The following is a 21,069-nucleotide window of genomic DNA, read 5'->3' on the forward strand; positions in this document are numbered from 1 at the left end:
CCCGCGGATGGGAGTACCGTCTGCGCCTTAGAAGGGCACCTCTGATGTAACTGTGTGTAGGACAAGGGCCTACATCCGGTACGACAGAGAGGCTAGAAAGCGAATCCAGTAGTGAGCGCCAGGCCCAGTTGCCCAGCCCGCTACGCCAACCTAATTCTGGCGCCGTTTGCCCACATGCCAAAAACCAGTGCCACGCTGCTGATAATCGATGATGACGAAGTGGTGCGAGCCAGCCTCGCAGCCTACTTGGAAGACAGTGGTTTCAGCGTCCTGCAGGCCAGCAACGGTCAACAGGGTCTTCAGGTATTCGAGCAAGACAAGCCCGACCTGGTCATCTGCGACCTGCGCATGCCGCAGATGGGCGGACTCGAACTCATTCGTCAGGTCACCGAGATTTCCTCGCAGACCCCGGTCATCGTGGTTTCGGGTGCTGGCGTGATGAACGACGCGGTTGAGGCGTTGCGCCTGGGCGCGGCCGATTACCTGATCAAGCCCCTTGAAGACCTGGCGGTGCTCGAGCACTCGGTGCGTCGGGCCTTGGACCGTTCGCGCCTGTTGGTGGAGAACCAGCGTTATCGCGAGAAGCTGGAAACCGCCAACCGCGAGCTGGAAGCCAGCCTGAACCTGTTGCAGGAAGACCAGAACGCCGGCCGCCAGGTGCAGATGAACATGTTGCCGGTCAGTCCCTGGACCGTTGACGATTTCCGTTTTGCCCACCAGATCATCCCGTCTTTGTATCTGTCGGGAGATTTCGTCGACTATTTTCGGGTCGATGAACGTCGAGTGGCGTTCTATCTGGCGGACGTTTCCGGCCATGGCGCTTCGTCAGCGTTCGTGACGGTACTGTTGAAGTTCATGACCACGCGCCTGCTGTTCGAATCCAAGCGCAACGGCACGTTGCCTGAGTTCAAGCCATCAGAAGTCCTTGGTCATATCAACCGGGGCCTGATCAGTTGTAAGCTGGGCAAACACGTGACAATGGTCGGTGGGGTCATCGACGAGGAGACGGGTTTGTTGACCTATAGCATCGGCGGTCATCTGCCGTTGCCTGTGTTGTATACGCCTGACAGTGTTCGTTACCTGGAAGGGCGTGGTTTGCCGGTGGGCCTGTTCAATGAGGCCACCTACGAAGACCACGTACTGGAACTGCCACCGACCTTCAGTTTGACGCTGATGTCTGATGGCATTCTGGACCTTTTGTCAGAACCTACACTCAAAGAGAAAGAAGCGGCCTTGCCTGAACGGGTAAGCGCAGCGGGCGGCAGCCTGGAAGGCTTGCGTCAAGTGTTTGGATTAGCCACGCTAGGGGAGATGCCGGATGATATCGCCCTGTTAGTGTTGAGCAGGAATCTTTGATGAGTACCGGTAGAATCCAGTTCGCCGAGCAGGACGGCACCTTTGTCCTGAAGTTTGTCGGTGAAGTGCGCCTGACCCTCTGTTCGGCGCTGGATGCGACTATTGAGCGGATCTTCACCGCGTTGAACTTCAACGCCATCGTGATCGACCTGACCGAAACCCGCAGCATCGACAGCACCACCCTGGGCCTGCTGGCCAAGCTGTCGATCCTGTCGCGGCAAAAGGTCGGCCTGCTGCCGACCGTGGTCACCACCCACAACGACATCACCCGGTTGCTGCAATCCATGGGCTTCGACCAGGTATTCAATATCGTCGGCGATCCCGTGCCATGCCCTGAGTGCCTGGACGATCTGCCCGATCAGGATCAATCGGAAGAGGAAGTGCGGATCAAGGTGCTTGAGGCCCATAAGATCCTCATGGGGCTGAACGACTCCAATCGTGAAGCGTTCCATGACTTGGTGAGTGCGCTGGAGCGGCCCTGATTCATAGGTTTGCGTAGACTGAGCGGGCCTCATCGCGAGCAAGCTCGCTCCCACAATGTTTATCTGCCCAGCGCCCCCTGTGGGAGCGAGCCTGCTCGCGATGGCGCCCGGCCAGCCGCCACCTTCCCAAGCCTATAAAAAAGGGCGAACCCACCCAGGTTCGCCCTCTTTATTACTTCGAAATCACCTCAAAGCTTGGCTTGCAGCAACGCCTCAAGCTTCTCCTGGTCCCGGGCGAACTGACGAATGCCTTCAGCCAGTTTCTCGGTCGCCATGGCGTCCTCGTTGGACAACCAGCGGAATTGCGCTTCATTGAGACTCAAGCGCGCTTCGCCGGCTTGTCCAGGCGCCAGTTTGCGTTCCAGCTTGCCCTCGTCAGCGGCCAGTTTCTCCAGCAGATCCGGGCTGACCGTCAAGCGGTCGCAGCCGGCCAGTTGCTCGATCTGGTTGAGGTTGCGGAAGCTTGCGCCCATGACCACGGTTTTGTAGTCATTGGCCTTGTAGTAGTTGTAGATGCGCGTCACCGACTGCACGCCCGGATCATCGGCACCGGTGTAGTCGTTGCCGTTGGCCTTCTTGTACCAGTCGTAGATGCGGCCGACAAAAGGCGAAATCAGGAACACGCCGGCATCGGCGCAAGCCGCAGCCTGGGCGAAGGAGAACAGCAGCGTCAGGTTGCACTGGATGCCTTCACGCTCCAGCTGCTCGGCGGCGCGAATACCTTCCCAGGTGGACGCGATCTTGATCAGCACGCGATCGCGGCCAACGCCGGCTTTTTCATACAGGTCGATCAGGCGATGCGCACGTTTCAACATGGCCTCGGTGTCGAACGACAGACGCGCATCCACCTCAGTGGAAATACGCCCCGGAATCACCTTGAGAATCTCTTGCCCGACCGCCACGCCAAAACGGTCGCTGGCCAGGCCCACATCGCCCTTGCAATCGGCCACACAGGCGTTCAGCAGCTCGGCGTAGCCTTGAATGGCCGAGGCCTTGAGCAGCAGGGAAGGGTTGGTGGTGGCATCCACGGGTTTAACGCGGGCGATGGCTTCGAAGTCGCCGGTATCGGCCACTACGGTAGTGAATTGTTTGAGTTGTTCCAGCTTGGAAGTCATGAGCGTGCTCTGTCCTATGGGTCTGTTGACATTACCCGAGGGCCGGCAGCCACTCAAGGGCGTGAAGGGGGATCGATGGCCCCAGCGGCAACAACCTGAAAACGGATGTTTGAAAGGCCGGGGCGGGTATCGGTAGATACGATGCCAAAACAGGACTCAGGTTCAAAGCAAGTGACGGTCAGCGTCCTTCCAGCATGCCCGCCGCCTGATCCAGCAGCGCCAACGGGTCTTTGGTTTTGTGGATGTCCACCGACAACAACTGCCGAAAACGGCGCGCCCCAGGAAACCCGGTACCCAGCCCCAGTACATGGCGAGTGATGTGATGCATCGCCCCGCCGGCGTCCAGGTGCTTGGCGATATAGGGCCGCAACTGCGCCAACGCCTCGGCCCGACTGATGACAGGCGCGCTGCTGCCAAACAGTTGTTGATCCACCTCGGCCAGCAGATACGGGTTGTGATACGCCTCGCGCCCCAGCATCACACCGTCGAATGTCTGCAAATGCTCGTGGCAAGCTTCCAGCGTCTTGATCCCGCCGTTGAGCACAATCTCCAGCTCCGGGAAATCCTTCTTCAGCTGTGCCGCCACGTCATACCGCAGCGGCGGGATCTCACGGTTCTCCTTGGGCGACAGCCCCTCCAGAATCGCAATCCGCGCATGCACGGTAAAACTCGTACAACCGGCGTCACGCACCGTCCCGACGAACTCACACAACTGCTCGTAACTGTCCCGCCCGTTGATCCCGATCCGATGCTTGACCGTCACCGGAATCGACACAGCATCACGCATCGCCTTCACACAATCGGCCACCAGCTCAGGATGCCCCATCAGGCATGCACCAATCATGTTGTTCTGCACGCGATCGCTTGGGCAGCCGACGTTGAGATTGACCTCATCATAGCCATGCTCCTGAGCCATCCGCGCGCACGCGGCCAAGTCGGCCGGGACACTGCCGCCGAGTTGAAGCGCCAGGGGATGCTCGGCTTCATGGTGACGCAGGAAGCGCTCGTGATCGCCGTTGAGCAACGCGCCCGTGGTGACCATCTCGGTGTAGAGCAGGGCGTGTTTGGAGAGGATGCGTAGGAAGAACCTGCAGTGGGGGTCAGTCCAGTCCATCATGGGGGCCACGCTGAAGCGGCGGGAAAGGGCTTGCGGTGATGCTGTGTGTGAGGGCATGAGGATCTGAGGTGACAAATGCGACGGGAGCGCAGTTTAACAGGAATGAGATGGCGAGGATGGAGAGAGCCCATCGGTTGGACCAGAGTTAAATCGATGAACCCGTCATCCCCCCGTACTGCAAGAATCTCCCGCGGATGGGCTGACCCGCCTGTCAGATTTTTCCTATACAAATTGACCCAGAAACTTGTACAAAGTTAACTGTATGTTCGTACAGTATTTTGGAAGTCGTGCGTCATGAGCTTTTCAGTTCTAGGCCCTATCGCTACGGGTGGCTTGAAGCTGCCTTTGTGTTCGTTTCGAGTGCCCGCCGGGTTTCCTTCCCCGGCAGCGGACCACATCGAAGCGCACATCTCATTGGATGAGGTTCTGAACATTCGTGCTCCGCATGTCTACCTGGTATCCATCGCCGGTGAGAGCATGCAGGGCGCTGGGATCTTTGAAGGGGACCTGGCCGTCGTGGATCGTGCGATGGAGCCGGCGCATGGTCACATCGTCGTGGCGCTGCTGAACAACGAACCCGTATGCAAACGCCTTTGCATACGGGGGAAGGAGGTGATTCTCCTGTCGGAGAACCCAAAGTATCCACCGAGATACGTGCTCGAGGGCGACGAGCTGATCATCTGGGGCGTCATCACCTGCAGCGTGCGCAGCCATGTCTAAAGCCCGACCTGTTTTCGCCCTGATCGATTGCAACAGCTTCTACGCCAGTTGCGAAAGAGTGTTCCGCCCGGACTTGGCCCGCGTGCCCATCGTTGTGCTGAGCAACAATGACGGCTGTGTGATCGCTCGCAGTTACGACGCCAAGCCCTACGTGAAAATGGGCGAGCCGTATTTTCAGATTAAGCACAAGCTGCAGAAACACGGCATCGTCCCGTTCTCGTCGAATTACGCGCTCTATGGGGACATGAGTGAGCGCGTCATGACACTCATTGAATCGATGGTACCGGCCGTCGAGGTCTATAGCATCGACGAAGCCTTCGCGGATCTCACCGGCATCGACGGTCGGGATGCCCTCGGTCGCAAGATCCGCAGCCACGTGCTGCGCTGCACCGGTATCCCAGTCGGGGTAGGGATCGCTCACACGAAGACCCTGGCGAAGTTGGCGAATCACACGGCCAAGCGCCTGCAGGTGCAAACAGGCGGCGTGGTCGACATTTGCGACCCCTTCAAGCGTGACTGGGTGCTGCGTAATACGGGTGTGTCCGAGGTTTGGGGTGTCGGTCGCAAGATGAAACTGCACCTGGACGCGATGGGCATCAAGACGGCCATGGATCTGGCCCAGGCCGACCCTTGGACGCTTCGCAAGAAATTTAGCGTGGTGATTGAGAAGACCGCCCGCGAGCTGGCCGGCACGCCGTGCCTGGAGCTGGATGAGCCGGATCCGCCGAAGCAGGAGATTTGCTGTAGCCGGATGTTTGGTAAGCGGCTCACAGAGCTGGCACCGATTAAGGAAGCGGTGGCTACCTACATGATGCGTGCTTCGGAAAAGCTCAGGGCGCAGAAGTCGCTGTGCAAGAAGATCCGCGTCAGCATCCGCACCGGCATGTTCAATCCGGAGGAGGCGAAGTACGCCAACGGAGTCCTGATTGATATGCCGTATCCTACCGACGATGTGCGGTTGTTGACTAAGGCTGCGGTGGGCGCGCTCGACCGGGTTTTCCGACCAGGCTTCAAGTACAGCAAGGCAGAGGTGCTATTGATGAACCTTTGCCAACAGGGGGAATACACCGATGACCTGTTTGCCACCTCCCAACCAGCTGATGCCACGAAGTTGATGGCGGTGTTGGACCAGATCAACGGGCGATGGGGTAGGGCGACACTTCGATCAGCCAGCGTGCCCGTTAATCCGGACTGGGGCATGCGTCGGGAGATGATGAGCCAAAGCTATACTACTAGACTGGACCAGCTATGGCGGGTGTCCAGTCAATGATTAGATGATCCGAGCCGCCCGCTGAGCGGCTTTTTATTTTGAAGAAATAACCCTCATCCAAATCAAGCCAGCTAACCGTTATGGGAGGTTAGCAAGACTATTGAATGGCGCTACACTGCTAATTGTATTAAATTGAAGAGCTGAATGGCTCATGGATTTTTACCGTCTAAATCATATGGATTACATATTTTGAGAGATTCCGTAAAAATAGCCTGGATAACTGCGGGTTTGACAGGCTTATTCACAATTGCCGCCAGTTTAGCTACGTACTGGTTGACGAACAAAGCTCCGGAGATGTCATACACGCTCGCCGGTGGACCAAGTTTCAGTACGCCTGAGGGAGTTAAAAGGATATTTGTTCTTGAAATAAACAATAGTGGATCAAAGGAAATAAAGAATACATATGTCCGACTAGCTCTCCCCAATGGAGAGTTTAGTGAGGTTGCGGCAGACGCAACGGCTGGTGTCGTGCTGGCAGAAACAAAATCTAAATCAATTTTTGAACTTCGTGCAGATATTCTCAATCCAAATGACACCATTAAGCTATCTTTTTTAACAGCGCAACAGACAGACAAGTCTGAGCCTCAGATAACTGTAAGGGCTCCCGGTCTAAATGCAACTGACGCCTCGGATAAATCTAAAGGATCAACATCGAGTTATCTGTTTTGGGCATTCACTGCAATTGCCGTTTTGGCTCAGCTCCTTAGTAGTTTTGTAACGGGGAGATACAAAAGCAAAAGGTCTAAAAACTCCGGCAGCAGACTGAAAAATAACGAGCTATCAGCATACATATTTGGCGCATGCGGACTTCAAAGCGATATATCGAACATTGGCACGTCATTTCGGGGGGTTGCTGACTTACTAGGTGCGGTTAGCAGGAAAAGCAAAAAGCATAGAGTTCAGGCATTAGTCGCATTGAAAACTCACCTTCTGATTAAGCATGTTCATGAAGCATCGCTAGCTGTGTTTCGTCATAATATTTCACTTCTTAGCGATAATCCGATTTCAGACGATGAATACAATGAAATTCGTTCTAAGGCTCTTGATGAAGGCGATGATACAATAGTTTGGAGAACAACCTGTTCTGATTTTATTCGACTTGAAATTCAGAAGCATGTGCACGCTCTATCGGAGGAGGAACTCGCCAGTTTGAGTTTCTTCCTCATTAAATATCCATATACTCAGCCGAGAGGGTAGTGTGAAGCGAAAAGGCCCCGTGCATGGCAACACACGCGGGGCTTAGGAATGCATGAGTGCACGTACCACAGTCAGTACCAATTGTTGCGTTTGAGTGGAAATCAGTTACCCAAGGCCACCAAACAGCCGCCCCTTCGTCGCGGTTTAATTTTCGCCCAGCGGCGCGGCTGGAGGCATCTATCTGCGGTTGCTAAATATTTGCTACAAGAGGGGTGTAAAAAGTGCCGCTAAGCAAGCGGAGCGTTAGGTTCGGCGATTAGTCTATCCAATCCATCATCGGTCTATCTCGTGCGGATGTGTCCAGAGCCTTGGGGAAAACCCACGCCAAACCACACCACTCAATGTCCAGTATGTATTTACGCAAGCGTGTGTTCTGGCCTTACAGTCCGGAAAATACGGCCTTTAATCCCACGCCACGGAGGTCATGAACGCGCAAAAAAAAAGCGATATCCCAGCCCTTGGGCTTGCAGAACAAAGACTGGGAAATCCTTGCTTAGATTTCTTGGTAAAAAGAGATCGTCTCTTTCAGCGGGGCTGAAAACTCATAGATCTCGTCCAGCGAGTTAATAGGATGGCGCGTTTCGACTTTGTTTTTGTCGAAAATCCCAAGATATTTTTGACTACGATTGAAGTGAAGTCTTGCGATAGGTTTTCGATTGTTGTCGTCTAGGAGGATGCCGAAGTAGCTCTGCGTGTCTCTGCTAGCTATGCGCTTTGCGTCTATGACGGTCCGGACAATCGCTTTGATGATATGAAAACCTTCCAACTCCTCCATCGTAGTCAGAATGCGGTCTTCAGGCTCTTCTTGGGCTTCAGCCTGATTTTCAGCGACGACCGATTCTGCGAGCGTGGGAAACGTGGCTTTGCTCATCGCTGACTTCAATCTGTCGTTGATCTGGTCACTGAGAAACTGGGAAGCGGCTTTCCTGGTGAGCTGAGTGAACTGATCTCGAATTTTTTGGGTGATAACCCCTTCGTAGACACGCGATGCGAAGAAACGAACGAAATCATCATCAGGCTGGGTGAACTGCTTAGCTATTTCCTTTTTTATGTTTCCCACGTACTTCAGTTCGCCTGCGGCATTGATGATTGAATCAACATCGAAAGCGGATTTCGTAAGCTTTTGAAGCTCAGGGATGACGTGCTCATCAATGTTGAGCAAATCGACTTCTAGAAATGGCTTCTCATCCATTTTGTTTGGTGCATCAAGATCAGTGTAGAACCGATAGAACCTGCCATTTGTAAGGATGGAAATTCGCGCAGTGGTGACATGGAAGTATCGGAAGAGTTGGCTCGCATGGTTGATATTGAGTGGCTCGCCGACTTTTTTTGTTTCGATCAATATCTGGATTTGGCCGTCTTTCAGGATCGCGTAATCAATCTTTTCCCCTTTTTTCGTGCCGACATCACAAACGTATTCGGGGACGACTTCGGATGGGTCGAACACATCGTAGCCCAGCACGGTATGAATGAACGGCATGACAAAAGCAGTCTTTGTTGCTTCCTCAGTTTGTATCGTCGACGCTAGCTGATTAACCTTAGCTGACATTGCGTTCAAGCGTTCTACAAAATCCATTTGCCTGCTCCGTTGCACGTTCACCCGATTGGGGGCGTAGAGGCGCAACGCTACTATGTATGGATCCGCTCCTGCTACTGGTATTCCATCCACGCTGGATACCTGGCCAGGTGAATGATATTTGGGGGTATCCGCTATCTCGCTCTGAGTCGCTTTTGATTTGTTGCGTTTTAGCGAGAAATTCAAGTAGTCCTAAGCATAAACCCCCCGACTTCATTGTCTCTAAACACCAAGCAGAACCCACCCACATAGCGGTGTAATTATGCTCCGCCAGACACAGGCTCGGATTCTAATCGGCCCGGGGGGGCAAAAGGGGGCAAATCGTACGCCAAACCATGCCATTCAATGCCCGCTATGCATTTACGCAAGCAGGCAAGAATGGGCGTTACAGCCAGCGAATACGAACCTCTTCCGCCAAAAACGCCACATACCCAGCACCATGGGTACGGATAGCGGCTATGTTCTAGCCGGGGATTTTCTGGCCAGACCACTAAGCCGAAGAGGGACCGGCATGGTGAACTGTCTTTGATCGCGAAGGATTAGTTGAATTGAAATTGATATCCGTCCTCTGTTTTATAAATGCGGGGCCAGTTATAACTGTCCTTACCATTGCTGACCATTTCGCCAAATGTCCCGAAGCATCCTGTGTTCATATGGCTGCAAGAGGCTGAAACGCCAGAGTCGGGAACTTGGTTCGAATCTATCCATTGCCAGCCTCCGTCAGAGGTTATCTCGGCGGACACAGCCCAAAATTGGCCGTTATACCAGTCGCCGCTTATTTTGCGATGAACCATTCCATAGGATCCCGCGTAATTACTCATTTGAAAAACGACCCATTTTTGTGCGTCAGCGCACATAAATCCATCTATTCCCTTGGAGTTGGGGTGGACGGCGCGAGTGCGAGCACTATGGGGGCCGTGCGCAGCCATCCATTCAATTTCAGTGCTATTGTTGGAGTCGACCCAGTTCACAGTTGCGGTTCCTCCCGGGGCAATAGGCTGCGGTGTATCTATTGATTTTATACAATATCCATGCATGCTGGTTATGCTTATTGTGTCTCTGCTATTGTTTTTAATAGTAAAGCTATGGGGCGCCTCTGCGTGGACTACATTGGTTGCGGTTAGCAAAACAACAACAGCGGCGGCAAAATTACCGATTACAGCGCAGGGTTGACGAATCATCTATGAACTCCATGTAGATAGGTTTGTTGTCATCGAGCGGGGAGCGGCATCAATCAGTTCTTTGCGGAATTCCCTCTTTAACTCTGTTACCTATGAGCGGAAAATATAGGCTCATATATAAGTAGCATTTGGCGTATTGCCTGCGTGCTAAAATAAAATGTAGCAGGTTTTTGGGCTCGCACTAAAATTTCGCAAGGCTTAAGCACTCCCCAATCTTTGAGGATGATGGACCAAGCGTTTCACGCTGGATGTAGCGCGGCTGACATCGGTTCCTATCGGCGCAAAGGCACCTTCGCTCAGTCAATTGCACCAGAGCAGCGGATTGATTTTTTCTTAAAATTGAGTGAGGTCCAGGCACCCCCGCTTATGCATAAATGCGAGGGTGATGAATATTAAGGTGCAATAGTTGTCCGCGTTGTCGATTTCGTGTGGTTTGAGGTTGGCAGTGGAGTAGAGGTTGATGTCTTCTGTTTCCTCGGTGGGCGTATTGTAGGAGTCGTCATTCGATCCAATCAGTAAATGCGTCAGCTCATGCAGTAGGGTGTATAGATAAAACTCGTTCTGGAATCCAGCAATCTTAGGCGTATGCCGTGCGTTCAACTCAAGGCAGGGCTGATTAATCAGGATGCATAATTCAACTCCCATGAGATCCAGGAAGGCCAGGCCGTAGGTTTCTTCAGACTCTGTTGCGTCAGGGGATGTAATGGGCTGGTAAACATGACGGAAAGTGTTCAGGTCTGTGTAGATGATTTCTGATTGGAGCATTGGTTGCTGGATCAGTGACAATATCAAGCGGAGCTTTTCTCGCAGATGCTCCCGGTCATTGAACAGTTCATCTATATGCGTGCTGATGTGCTGGGAGATGCAGACTGGTGAGGGTGTTTTGTCGTCAAGGGTGGCGAGAATCAACTCTATCGCCGGGGGCACAGCAGTGTTGATGAAACTGTTGCTCAAGCTAAGAAGTCGAGTGTCAAGGGGCAGATCGATAAGGGGGGTGTCTTTAACGGCGTCGTATTGTTGGATAAAAGCCTGCATGTTGTTTTCATTGGATGTTAATGCGCTGAGAATGTCTTCGTCAGCCATTTCCAAGGCGGAATGATGCCCAAGTTGCTGAAAGCGTTTTTTTGCGTAAGTCAGTTTTTCCGTAGGGCAGGCAATAATGAAGTTCTTCATTTTTTGCATGGCGGCTGCGGTGGTGATAGTGGTGAACTTCATGGCGAACTGCTCGTACTTGGTTTTGTGTGAGGCGCCGGACTATGGATTTTGGAATAAAAGTTGGCAAGAAGTGATGTGTAAACAAGTGCGATAAGTGTTGTCGTGGAGCGGGTCTGCCTGAAGAACTCTTGCTGGACTTGATAGTTGCTTATGTTGGAAATGAATTCGCGATGTAATCGGAGCGGGTTTGCTCACGAAGGCGATCTGCCTGCCAATCAAGTGCTGACTGGCACACCCCCTTCGCGAGCAAGCCCGCTCCCACAGTGGGAGTGTGTGGTAGCGGCTAGCGTGGGTCGACGTTATCCAGCGCTCGGTTCGCCAGCAAGCCGCCCAGTTCGATCAGTTGCTGAATGCCCAGGGCGACGTGGCGCCGGGAACCTTCCAGATCGAAGGCCAGGTCGCTGACCATGGCATTGGCCGAGGCCAGGGTTTCGCTGAGGTTGGCGAGCAGGGCTTCGGTGTCGATGCCGTTGACGACGGTGAAGACTTGGCTTGGAGCAGGCTCGGGCTTGGTGGGTTTGGGCTTGAGGTAGAAGTCGAGGGCGCGGTCGGCGGCTTTGCCGAATTCTTTGGCGTTAAGCGTGGTTGGATCGGTGTCTGGCGGATTAGGTGTTGGTTTGAACATAGATGAAACTCCTTGGTTAATGGAGCCGCACCTATTGCTACCAAACATTAGGTGGCGGCTATACGCAGGTTGGTAGACCGGGTACCAAGGCAAACCCAGCGCGCCACAAGGGCGCCCCGCGCACAGCCGCCATAACAAACCTGCCGACGAAAGTTATCGGCGGCGTGTATCTGCCGGAGCTGTGCGCCTTAGTTTTACCCGGGCTACCAAACCCGATCGCTGATTCGTCAGCGACCGGAAAACGATAAAGCCCGACCCCAAGGCGCACAAGCCGGCGGATTCTGGCGTAGTTGTAGGCAACGGCGCAAGGCGAGGCGGTCAGGTCCTACGCCTGGGTTGGCGGGATAAACATTTGGCCTTTCGGTGTCAGTAAACCCAAACCTCCACCCGCCGATTCCTCACCCGGCCTTCATCCTCGCTGTTGGCCGCCACCGGCATCAGGGCGCCGAAGCCGCGTACTTCGCGCAGCGCCACACCGTGTTTGACCAATTCGCGCCGCACCGCCATGGCCCGCAATCGGGACAGAAGGTCGGCGCGTGCCGGGTCGTCCTTGGCGTCGCCAAACCCAACCAGCGTCACTCGGCGGTCGAGCTTGTCGTGCTGCTTTATATAGGCGAGCACACGCCCCAGGTCCTGCTGGGCCTTGTTGTCGAGGCTGGCGCTGCCTTCTTCGAAGCGGAAGTTGACCGACAGCCGTTGGGCATGGCGGCTCAGGGCCTGATAACCCTCAGGCATCAGCGCATTGGGGGTGACGGCCATGGCCTGGACGGTTTGCGCGATGAACCCGTTGGCCGCGACGATGGCCTGGCCCTTTTCGCTTTGGGTGAACTCAACCAGTGCCTCGGCCCACGGGTTGGTTTCTTGCGGTGGCAGGTAAAAGAACAGCCTGCGCGACAAAGGGTAGTCTTCGGTGGCGATCAGGTGGGTCAGCGGCATCATGGGCTGGGAGTCGCCGTCGACAATCGCCAGCGCCTTGGCCTGGCGCACGTAGGGCAAACCGATGAAACCGATGCCTTGCGGATCCTGGCTGACGGCGTCGGAAAGCTGTTCGCTGGATTCGAAGCGCCGGGCAGAAGGGGCCAGGCGTTTTCCCTGTCGGTTGAGCACCAGTTCCTTGAAGGTGTCGTAGGTGCCGGACTGCTCATCCCGCGCGTAGAGATGAATCGGGCCGCCGGCGCCGCCCACCGATTCCCAGGTGTTCACCTCGCCGCTGAATATCTTCGCCAGTTGCCGGGTGTCGAGCTGGCGCAGCGGGTTTTGTGGATGAAGAATGATCGCCAGGCCATCGATGGCGATGACCTGTTCGGCGCTGGGGTTTTTCAGGTCCCCCAGATGTGCCAGTTCCTTTAACTCGCTGTCCTTGATCGGTCGCGAAGAGGCCGCCAGTTCGGCGCTGGCGTGCTTGAGGGCGGAAAAACCGGTGCTGGAGCCATGGGCGGCAATGTCGATTTCCACCCGCCGACCATCGGCGGCCTGGCCGACGATACGCTGCTCGTTCTCCCGGTCGGTGATTTCGGTACGGACCTTGAGCAGCCCCTGATCCACCATCAGCGCCTTGACCAGCGCCGGCCCCAGCGTAGCGCCGATGGTGTTCGAGCCTTGCAGGCGCAGCGCGGGGCCGTGTTCGGGAATCGGCAGGCCGCTGGCCCATGCCGTGAGCGGCAGCCAGAGGCCCATGAAAAAAACAACGCGCAGCCGCATGCCGACACCTTCTGAACCTGAGGAAGTGCCGGAAGATTAAGTCAGTCAGGTTACTGAAAAGTGACAGGCGTGCGACTTGTCAGAAGCTGCGTTCTGTGGGAGCAAAGCTTGCTCGCGATCCAGACGACTCGGTTTAACGGCGGGACCGTGTCATCGTTCATCGCGAGCAAGCTTAGCTCCCACAGGCTTGTGCAAGGTTTGTGTATGCCCTGGATTTAGCTCAACTGCAGCCAGATCGGCGCATGGTCCGAAGGTTTCTCCATGCCGCGCAGTTCATAATCCACCCCGGCATCCTTGACCCGTGGCAGCAGCCCATGGGAGGTGAGGATCAGGTCGATGCGCAGGCCACGCTTGGGCTCGTCTTCGAATCCGCGGCTGCGGTAGTCGAACCAGCTGAAGCGGTCGGTGACGTCCGGGTTCAGGTGCCGGAAGCTGTCCACCAGGCCCCAGTTCTTCAGGCGGGCCATCCACTCGCGCTCTTCCGGCAGGAAGCTGCATTTGCCGGTTTTCAGCCAGCGCTTCATGTTGTCCGGGCCGATGCCGATGTCGCTGTCTTCCGGGGAAATGTTCACGTCGCCCATCACCACCACGGGCTGGTCGTTGCTGAAACGGCTTTCCAGAAGTTGCTGCAGGTCGTTGTAGAAACGCTCCTTGGCCGGGAACTTGGTCGGGTGATCGCGGCTTTCGCCTTGGGGGAAGTAACCGTTCATGATGGTCACCGGCACACCGTTGGCATCGGCGAAGGTGCCCCAGATGAAACGCCGTTGGGCGTCTTCATCGTCGCTCTCGAAGCCTTTGTGCAACGTCAGTGGAGCCTGGCGGGAGAGCAGGGCGACGCCGTAGTGGCCCTTCTGTCCATGGTAATGCACGTGATAACCCAGGGCCTGCACCTCGGCCAGGGGGAATTGCTCGTCGTGGACCTTGGTTTCCTGCAGGCCGATCACGTCCGGCTGGTGCTTCTCGATCAGCGCCGCCAGCTGATGGGGGCGGGCGCGCAGCCCGTTGATGTTGAAGGAGACGATCTTCATGGTCGGCTGTCCTGGCAAAACTGCGATGCTAGCTGACATGTAGGAGCACGGCCAGCGTGGCAGTAGGACAAATGCGCTGCTAATGTCCTGTGCATGTAGGAACGATCACAGCCCAATCGGGTTCGTACTCAATAAGAGCGGGGCCTCACCGAGCCTCGCCCAGGAGATTGACCGTCATGCCAGAAACCGCCACCGCCATCGCCGACATCCATATGCTCGACAGCGGTTATTCCCGCGAGGCACGTTCATTGCTCTACCAGGCCTATCGTCATGAACCGACCTTCAGCTTCCTGTTCGAATCCGAGCGGCCCGGTTATGAACATCGGGTACGGGCCACGGTGCGTGAGTTGGTCAAACAGCATTTTCTCCAGGATCTGCCGGCCATCGGCTTGCTGGTCAACGACCGCCTGATCGGCATCGCACTGATTGCTCCACCGCAGCGCCGCCTGGGTATCACTGAAAGCTGGGCCTGGCGCCTGCGTATGGTGTTGAGCACCGGCTTTCGCTGCACCCGGCGTTACCTGGACTACCATGCCGCAGTGACGGCTTGCCTGCCGTCGGATTCTGTCCATGTATTGCCCCTGCTGGGAGTTCATCCACAGTTCCAAGGCCAACACTTCGGCGAACAGTTACTGGCGGCGGTGCATAACTGGTGTGCGGTGGACGAGAACTCCCAAGGCGTGGTGCTAGACACCGGCAACCCACGTTACCTGGAGTTCTATAAACGTCAGGGTTATGAGGAAATCGGTGAGATTGCGGTAGGACCTGTCCGCGAACATGTCTTCTTTCACGCCAACCCGCAGGTATTGCAGAGCGCAACGGCGTAATCCGGGGAAACTTTTGAGACATGTCCGGCTCTATCAGGCTTCCAAGCTCGTGATAGCATCCGCGCCATGAATTTCCCAGGACGAATGACCAGTGGTGCGCTCTTGCTGTCCCTCAGCTGCGCGGCACTGGCACAAAGTGAATTGGATGTACGGGTCAAGCCGTCCAACGACCAGCTCAAGGCTAACGTAGAAGGCTATATCGGCGGCGTGGGCGATCGTGACGAAGAGGCCTTGCTGCGTTTCAGTCGGGGCGCCGAAGAACAGGCGCGCAAAGCCGCCCAGGCGTTGGGTTACTACCAGCCGCAGATCGACAGCGAGGTCGAGGGCGGCAAGACCCCGCGCCTGATCCTGACCATCGACCCTGGCGAGCCCGTGCACCTGCGCAATGTCACCGTGCGCATCGATGGCCCGGCCGCTTCCCTCAAGGCTTTTCGTGTACCGGACAACGCCGCGCTCAAACCTGGCGCGGTGCTTAATCATGGGCGCTATGAAGACGCCAAACGGATCATCCAGAATCAGGCCTCGCGCTACGGATTTTTCAGCGGGCGATTTGTCAGCCAGAAGCTGTTGGTGGACCCCCAGGCCGGCGTGGCCGACATCGAGCTGGTCTACGACAGCGGCCCGCGCTACGCCCTGGGCCCGGTGAGTTTCGAGGGTGACACGCCCTTTGATGAAGAGTTGTTGCAGCGCATGGTGCCGTTCAAGGCGGGCGAGGCGTACGACTCGGAACTCATCGCAGAACTCAACCAGGCCCTGCAATCGAGCGGATATTTCGAAGGCGTGCGGGTGGACGCGGCACCGACCGCCGCCACCGATAACGTGATCCCGGTGGCGGTCAAGCTCGAGACCCGCAAGCCGCGCACCATGGGCCTGGGCCTGGGGTTCTCCACCGACGTCGGCCCGCGGGCCAAGGCCAATTGGACGCGCCACTGGGTCAATCCCCAGGGCCACAGTTATGGCTGGGAAGCCGAAGTGTCGGCGCCCCGGCAGAACGTTGGCCTGTGGTACGACGTACCGCTGGACCCGCCGTTGACCGACAAGATGCGCTACGCCGGTGGCTATCAATATGAAGAGCTGTCCGGCACCGATAGCCTCAGCAAACTGCTGACCGTGGGCCCCGAATGGCACAGCAAGTTGCCCAGTGGCTGGCAACGGGTGGTGTCGCTCAAGTGGCAGCGTGAGGAGTATCGGCTCGGCGACGATTCGGGCCTGAGCACCTTGCTGATGCCGGGCGTGAGCTATTCCTACCTGCGCAGTGACAACCGCATCGATCCGCGCAACGGCTATCGCATTCAATTCGACACCAAGGTCGCCAAGGAAGGGCTTGGGTCGGACAACAATCTTTTATATGGCACGGCCATGGTCAAGGGCCTGACCACCGTGTTCGACAAGCATCGTCTGCTGGCCCGGGCCCAGGTCGGTGGCAGCGCCACCAATGGCTACAAATCCATCCCGCCATCCCTGCGCTTCTTCGCCGGTGGCGACCAGAGTGTGCGCGGTTACGATTATCAGAGTCTGTCACCGGAAAACTCCGAAGGGGATCGCATCGGTGGTCGCTACATGGTCGCTGGCAGCCTCGAGTATCAGTACTCGATTGCGCAAAAATGGCGGGTGGCGACCTTCGTCGACCAAGGCAACTCCTTTAACAGCCTTGAGCTGCCGAGCCTCAAGACGGGTGTCGGCGTCGGTGTGCGCTGGGTGTCGCCGGTGGGGCCGATCCGCCTCGACCTCGCCCATGCACTGGACGACGACGGCGGCATTCGCTTGCACTTTTCCATGGGGCCCGAGTTGTGAATCGTGGTTTGAAAATAGCGCTGCTGGCGCTCGGCACGTTGCTACTGGTGGTCTTGCTGACCCTGAGCATCGTGCTGGGCACGCAATGGGGCAGCCGTTGGGCGCTTGGCGTTGTGCCGGGTTTGAGTACGGATAATTTTCAGGGACGGTTGGGCGGCCAGTGGAGTGCCGACCACCTGTTGTGGCAGCAGGACAGCAGCCGAGTGGAACTCGATCAGGTGATTTTCACCTGGTCGCCGCTATGCCTGGCGCGCATGACCCTGTGCATCGATCAGCTCAAGGCCGACAAGGTCAGCCTGCAATTTCCTCCGTCCGCTGACGAGCCGAGCAGCGGTCCGATCACCTTGCCGGACCTGAACTTGCCGCTTGCCCTGGAACTGGGCGACGTGCAGGTCGGCAGCCTGTTGTTCAATGGCAGCGAACAGCTCAAGGGTTTGCAATTGGCCGCGCATTGGACCGCCCAGGGTCTGCAGATCGACTCGGTGCAGCTGCAGCGCGACGAGCTGAGCCTGAAGCTGTCCGGTTTGTTGCAACCCGGCGGCGACTGGCCGCTGAAGGCCCAGGGCCGGTTGACCTTGCCGGCGCCAGGCGCCACGCCTTGGACGCTGGACCTGAACATTGATGGTAACCTGCTCAAAACCCTCAACCTTAACGCCGACAGCAGTGGTTATCTGCAAGGCCGGTTGGTCGGTGAGCTGCAACCGCTGGCGGACAACCTGCCGGCCAAGGTACGCATCACCGCTGACGGCTTCAGGGCCAGCGCCGATCTGCCGGATACCCTGATGCTCAATCAATTGGAGCTGACGGGCGAAGGCGATCTGAACAGCGGCTACCAGTTGCTTGGCAAGGCAACGTTGCCCGCCGAAAAAGGCCCGGTGGCCTTGCTGCTGCAAGGCAAGGTGGACGCCAACGGTGCGCAGATCGCCGGCCTGGACCTTAACGCCAGTGATCAGCAATACCTCAAGCTCACCGGCCAGTTGGACTGGCGCGAAGGTCTGAGCGCCGAGGCGAAAATCGCCTGGCTGGACTTCCCTTGGCATCGCCTCTATCCGCTGATCGACGAGCCGCAAGTGACGCTGCGCAGTTTCAACGGTGAAGTGTCGTATACCGATGGCAAGTACCTGGGCAATTTCCAGGCGGCGCTGGACGGTCCAGCCGGAGCGTTCAGCCTGGACAGCCCGTTCAGCGGCGACCTGACGACAATCCATTTGCCGGAACTCAAACTCGCCGCCGGGCAGGGCAAGGCCGAAGGCCATTTGAACCTGGAGTTTGCCGACGGCATCGCCTGGGACACGGCGCTGGAACTGTCGGCCATCAACCCGGCGTACTGGCTGGGGGAGCTGCCCGGCACCCTGGCCGGGCCGTTGCGCAGCAAGGGTTCGATGAAAAACGACCGCCTGGAGCTTGATGCGGACCTGGACCTCAAGGGCAAGTTGCGCGGCCAACCGGCGCTGTTCCAGGCCAAGGCCAACGGTGTTGGCGAGCAGTGGAACCTCAGCGCGCTGGACATTCGCCTGGGTGACAACCGCATCAACGGCACGGGCAGCCTGCAAGAAAAACTCAGCGGTCAGATCGATATCAAACTCTCGCGCCTGGCCCAACTCTGGCCGCAATTGCGCGGCCAACTGGTCGGTCGCCTCAACGTGGCCGGGACACTCAAGGCCCCCCAAGGCAAGCTCGACCTGCAAGGCACGCAACTGGCGTTGCAGGACAACCGCCTACAAAGCCTGAACCTGGATGCGACCCTCGATAGCGCGCAGCGCGGCAAGGTTGACCTCAAGGCCAGCGGCATTCGGGCGGGTGACACGTCGCTCGGTGTCCTGACGGTGAGCGGGCAGGGCGACATCAGGCAGCAAAAACTGACCCTCGACCTGCAAGGGCCACAGCTGGAAACGGCCCTGGCGCTCGATGGCGTGCTCGACCAAGGCAACTGGCGAGGGCGTCTCAGCACTGGCAATGTGCAGGCCGGCGGCCAGGCCTGGCGTCTGCAAGCCCCGGCCAAGCTGGAGCGCCTGGCCAACGGCACGCTCAACCTGGGGGCCCACTGTTGGCGTTCCGGCGAGGCCAGCCTGTGTGGTGAGGATCAGCGCCTGATGCCGGAGCCGAAGCTGCGCTATCACCTCAAGCAATTCCCCATCGAAAGCCTGGCCCAGTGGATGCCCAAGGATTTTGCCTGGCAGGGCCGACTCAACGCCGACCTGCAACTGGACCTGCCGGCCAGCGGCCCGAACGGGCGCATTCTGGTGGACGCCAGCGGCGGCACTTTGCGGATCCGGGACAAGGACCGCGACACTGAGCAATGGCTGGACTTCCCCTACCAGACCTTGACCCTCGACAGTCGCCTGACGCCCAAGCGGATCGACACCAACCTGAATTTCGTTGGGGCCAAGCTGGGCGAACTGATGCTCCAGGCGCAGATCAACCCGTTGCCGGCCAGCAAACCGCTGAGCGGCTCATTCCGCCTGAGCGGTCTGGACTTGTCCGTGGCGCGGCCATTCCTGCCAATGGTGGAAACCCTCACCGGTCACCTGAATGGCAGCGGCACGCTGTCGGGTGGTTTGTTGGCGCCCCAGGTCAACGGCAACCTGTTGATCAGCGATGGCGAAGTGTCCGGCCCGGAACTGCCGGTCAGCCTCGAAGACTTGCAGATGCGCGCAACGATTGCCGGTGAAACGGTGCGCCTCAACGGTGACTGGAAAAGTGGCAAGGTCGGCCGAGGCAGCTTGACCGGGGACATCGGCTGGGGCGAAGCCCTGAGCATGAACCTGGCGCTCAAGGGTTCGCAATTGCCGGTCACCGTCGAACCTTACGCGGTGCTGGAGGTGGCGCCGGACCTGACCATCACGTTGCAGGGCGAGCGGCTTTCCATCGCCGGCAAGGTCCTGGTGCCCAAAGGCGAAATCACCGTGCGCGAACTGCCGCCGTCTACCGTCAAGGTGTCGGATGATACGGTGATCGTTGGCCACCAGACCGAGGAGGGCAAGACACCGATGGCCATGGCGATGGACATCGATGTGATCGTGGGCCAGGAAAAGCTCGCGTTTTCGGGCTTCGGCCTGACGGCCAACGTAAAAGGCCAGGTGCACATCGGCGACAACATGGACACTCGCGGTGAACTCTGGCTCAACGACGGTCGCTACCGGGCCTATGGGCAACGGCTGACGGTGCGTCGGGCGCGGCTGTTGTTCGCCGGGCCCATCGACCAGCCTTACCTGGATATCGAAGCGATTCGCCAGACCGACGACGTGATCGCCGGCATTCGTTTGAGCGGCAGCGCCGAACAGCCGACCACGCAAATCTTCTCTGAACCGGCCATGAGCCAGGAGCAGGCGTTGTCTTATCTGGTACTCGGCCGGCCGCTGAGCACTACGGGCGAGGACAACAACATGCTCGCCCAGGCGGCACTGGGCCTGGGGCTGATGGGCAGTGCGGGGGTGACCACCAGCCTCGCCAATAATCTGGGCATCGAGGATTTCCAGCTCGACACCCAGGGCAGCGGCGATACCACCAGTGTCGTGGCCAGCGGCAATCTGACGGAAAAACTCAGCCTGCGTTACGGCGTCGGCGTGTTCGAACCGGCCAACACCATCGCCCTGCGCTACAAACTCAGCAAGCGGGTGTACCTGGAAGCCGCCAGCGGCGTCGCCAGCTCCCTGGATATCTTCTACAAGCGCGATTTCTAAGCCTTCGCGCCCCCCCCTGTGGGAGCGAGCCTGCTCGCGATAGCGATGTATCAGCCGACTCAATGTTGACTGTCACGACGCTATCGCGAGCAGGCTCGCTCCCACATTTTTTATCTGCGTTTGTCGGGTTGTGCATAGCAAGCTAACTATTTGTTTGACATTTGCTGCCTAGGCAGTAACAT

16 protein-coding genes are annotated in these 21,069 nt (G+C 57.3%); 8 read left to right on the plus strand and 8 right to left on the minus strand.

The genetic code is table 11. From position 1 onward, the window contains the following. The first annotated feature begins 174 nt into the window (after positions 1 to 174). Together rssB and rssC are read left to right on the plus strand one after the other, a co-directional pair. Entirely contained in the window at positions 175 to 1,356 is a 1,182-nt protein-coding gene (rssB, locus tag GKKCFE_RS07805; RefSeq protein ID WP_316912860.1) for a two-component system response regulator RssB, read from the plus strand. After that, complete coding sequence (rssC, locus tag GKKCFE_RS07810) at positions 1,356 to 1,838, plus strand: anti-sigma factor antagonist RssC (RefSeq protein ID WP_047227232.1); 483 nt, start codon at positions 1,356 to 1,358, stop codon at positions 1,836 to 1,838. The genes rssB and rssC overlap by 1 nt, the downstream gene beginning before the upstream one ends. A gap of 188 nt (positions 1,839 to 2,026) precedes the next feature. Here the strand turns inward: rssC and tal are convergent, their stop codons facing one another. Together tal and dusA are read right to left on the minus strand one after the other, a co-directional pair. Continuing rightward, entirely contained in the window at positions 2,027 to 2,953 is a 927-nt protein-coding gene (gene tal / locus GKKCFE_RS07815; RefSeq protein ID WP_047227233.1) for a transaldolase, read from the minus strand. 178 nt (positions 2,954 to 3,131) lie between these two features. Beyond that, positions 3,132 to 4,127 (minus strand): tRNA dihydrouridine(20/20a) synthase DusA, encoded by a 996-nt coding sequence (gene dusA, locus GKKCFE_RS07820; protein ID WP_160892998.1) that lies wholly within the window; start codon positions 4,125 to 4,127, stop codon positions 3,132 to 3,134. 237 nt (positions 4,128 to 4,364) lie between these two features. On the opposite strand from dusA, the gene GKKCFE_RS07825 reads away from it, so the two are divergent. The 3 genes from GKKCFE_RS07825 (at position 4,365) to GKKCFE_RS07835 (ending at position 7,257) form a co-directional block, all read left to right on the plus strand. Then, the gene (locus tag GKKCFE_RS07825) at positions 4,365 to 4,790 is read left to right on the plus strand and encodes a LexA family protein (protein WP_076385570.1); all 426 of its coding nucleotides are present in this window, start codon (positions 4,365 to 4,367) and stop codon (positions 4,788 to 4,790) included. Further along, a complete protein-coding gene (gene umuC / locus GKKCFE_RS07830; RefSeq protein ID WP_445577688.1) occupies positions 4,783 to 6,060 on the plus strand; it encodes a translesion error-prone DNA polymerase V subunit UmuC in 1,278 nt (425 codons plus the stop codon). Before GKKCFE_RS07825 ends, umuC begins: the two co-directional genes overlap by 8 nt. A 144-nt stretch (positions 6,061 to 6,204) precedes the next feature. After that, positions 6,205 to 7,257, plus strand: a complete 1,053-nt coding sequence (locus tag GKKCFE_RS07835) for a hypothetical protein (protein ID WP_445577689.1) — start codon at positions 6,205 to 6,207, stop codon at positions 7,255 to 7,257. A 493-nt stretch (positions 7,258 to 7,750) separates the two neighbouring features. On the opposite strand, the gene GKKCFE_RS07840 is transcribed toward GKKCFE_RS07835, so the two are convergent. From GKKCFE_RS07840 to xthA, 6 genes are all read right to left on the minus strand, one after another. Then, positions 7,751 to 8,833, minus strand: coding sequence for a type I restriction endonuclease (locus GKKCFE_RS07840; RefSeq protein ID WP_160892989.1), 1,083 nt, complete (start codon positions 8,831 to 8,833; stop codon positions 7,751 to 7,753). A 539-nt stretch (positions 8,834 to 9,372) separates the two neighbouring features. Beyond that, positions 9,373 to 10,014, minus strand: a complete 642-nt coding sequence (locus GKKCFE_RS07845; protein ID WP_445577690.1) for a hypothetical protein — start codon at positions 10,012 to 10,014, stop codon at positions 9,373 to 9,375. 333 nt (positions 10,015 to 10,347) lie between these two features. After that, positions 10,348 to 11,229, minus strand: a complete 882-nt coding sequence (locus GKKCFE_RS07850) for a hypothetical protein (protein WP_445577691.1) — start codon at positions 11,227 to 11,229, stop codon at positions 10,348 to 10,350. 283 nt (positions 11,230 to 11,512) lie between these two features. Next, on the minus strand, positions 11,513 to 11,854 hold the full coding sequence (locus GKKCFE_RS07855; protein ID WP_160892985.1) for a DUF6124 family protein: 342 nt from the start codon (positions 11,852 to 11,854) through the stop codon (positions 11,513 to 11,515). 366 nt (positions 11,855 to 12,220) lie between these two features. Further along, positions 12,221 to 13,555 carry a phosphate ABC transporter substrate-binding/OmpA family protein gene (locus tag GKKCFE_RS07860; protein ID WP_274091144.1) on the minus strand — a complete coding sequence of 445 codons (1,335 nt, stop codon included), beginning with the start codon at positions 13,553 to 13,555 and terminating at the stop codon, positions 12,221 to 12,223. A gap of 215 nt (positions 13,556 to 13,770) precedes the next feature. Then, positions 13,771 to 14,583, minus strand: coding sequence for an exodeoxyribonuclease III (xthA, locus tag GKKCFE_RS07865; protein WP_107322891.1), 813 nt, complete (start codon positions 14,581 to 14,583; stop codon positions 13,771 to 13,773). A gap of 176 nt (positions 14,584 to 14,759) precedes the next feature. Between xthA and GKKCFE_RS07870 the strand changes: the two genes are divergently transcribed. The 3 genes from GKKCFE_RS07870 to GKKCFE_RS07880 all read left to right on the plus strand — a co-directional run bounded on the left by GKKCFE_RS07870 (position 14,760) and on the right by GKKCFE_RS07880 (position 20,887). After that, positions 14,760 to 15,410, plus strand: coding sequence for a GNAT family N-acetyltransferase (locus GKKCFE_RS07870; RefSeq protein WP_047229305.1), 651 nt, complete (start codon positions 14,760 to 14,762; stop codon positions 15,408 to 15,410). A gap of 66 nt (positions 15,411 to 15,476) precedes the next feature. Further along, a complete protein-coding gene (locus tag GKKCFE_RS07875) occupies positions 15,477 to 17,204 on the plus strand; it encodes an autotransporter assembly complex protein TamA (protein WP_047229306.1) in 1,728 nt (575 codons plus the stop codon). Continuing rightward, a complete protein-coding gene (locus GKKCFE_RS07880) occupies positions 17,201 to 20,887 on the plus strand; it encodes a translocation/assembly module TamB domain-containing protein (RefSeq protein ID WP_445577692.1) in 3,687 nt (1,228 codons plus the stop codon). Before GKKCFE_RS07875 ends, GKKCFE_RS07880 begins: the two co-directional genes overlap by 4 nt. Positions 20,888 to 21,069: the final 182 nt, after the last annotated feature.

Source organism: Pseudomonas sp. E141 (assembly GCF_052659885.1).

What these genes read in the sequence shown, in the direction of transcription:
- rssB (WP_316912860.1), top strand. Translation starts at nt 175, where the DNA reads ATGCCAAAAACCAGTGCCACGCTGCTGATAATCGATGATGACGAAGTG.
- rssC (WP_047227232.1), top strand. Translation starts at nt 1,356, where the DNA reads ATGAGTACCGGTAGAATCCAGTTCGCCGAGCAGGACGGCACCTTTGTC.
- tal (WP_047227233.1), bottom strand. Translation starts at nt 2,953, where the DNA reads ATGACTTCCAAGCTGGAACAACTCAAACAATTCACTACCGTAGTGGCC.
- dusA (WP_160892998.1), bottom strand. Translation starts at nt 4,127, where the DNA reads ATGCCCTCACACACAGCATCACCGCAAGCCCTTTCCCGCCGCTTCAGC.
- GKKCFE_RS07825 (WP_076385570.1), top strand. Translation starts at nt 4,365, where the DNA reads ATGAGCTTTTCAGTTCTAGGCCCTATCGCTACGGGTGGCTTGAAGCTG.
- umuC (WP_445577688.1), top strand. Translation starts at nt 4,783, where the DNA reads ATGTCTAAAGCCCGACCTGTTTTCGCCCTGATCGATTGCAACAGCTTC.
- GKKCFE_RS07835 (WP_445577689.1), top strand. Translation starts at nt 6,205, where the DNA reads ATGGCTCATGGATTTTTACCGTCTAAATCATATGGATTACATATTTTG.
- GKKCFE_RS07840 (WP_160892989.1), bottom strand. Translation starts at nt 8,833, where the DNA reads ATGGATTTTGTAGAACGCTTGAACGCAATGTCAGCTAAGGTTAATCAG.
- GKKCFE_RS07845 (WP_445577690.1), bottom strand. Translation starts at nt 10,014, where the DNA reads ATGATTCGTCAACCCTGCGCTGTAATCGGTAATTTTGCCGCCGCTGTT.
- GKKCFE_RS07850 (WP_445577691.1), bottom strand. Translation starts at nt 11,229, where the DNA reads ATGAAGTTCACCACTATCACCACCGCAGCCGCCATGCAAAAAATGAAG.
- GKKCFE_RS07855 (WP_160892985.1), bottom strand. Translation starts at nt 11,854, where the DNA reads ATGTTCAAACCAACACCTAATCCGCCAGACACCGATCCAACCACGCTT.
- GKKCFE_RS07860 (WP_274091144.1), bottom strand. Translation starts at nt 13,555, where the DNA reads ATGCGGCTGCGCGTTGTTTTTTTCATGGGCCTCTGGCTGCCGCTCACG.
- xthA (WP_107322891.1), bottom strand. Translation starts at nt 14,583, where the DNA reads ATGAAGATCGTCTCCTTCAACATCAACGGGCTGCGCGCCCGCCCCCAT.
- GKKCFE_RS07870 (WP_047229305.1), top strand. Translation starts at nt 14,760, where the DNA reads ATGCCAGAAACCGCCACCGCCATCGCCGACATCCATATGCTCGACAGC.
- GKKCFE_RS07875 (WP_047229306.1), top strand. Translation starts at nt 15,477, where the DNA reads ATGAATTTCCCAGGACGAATGACCAGTGGTGCGCTCTTGCTGTCCCTC.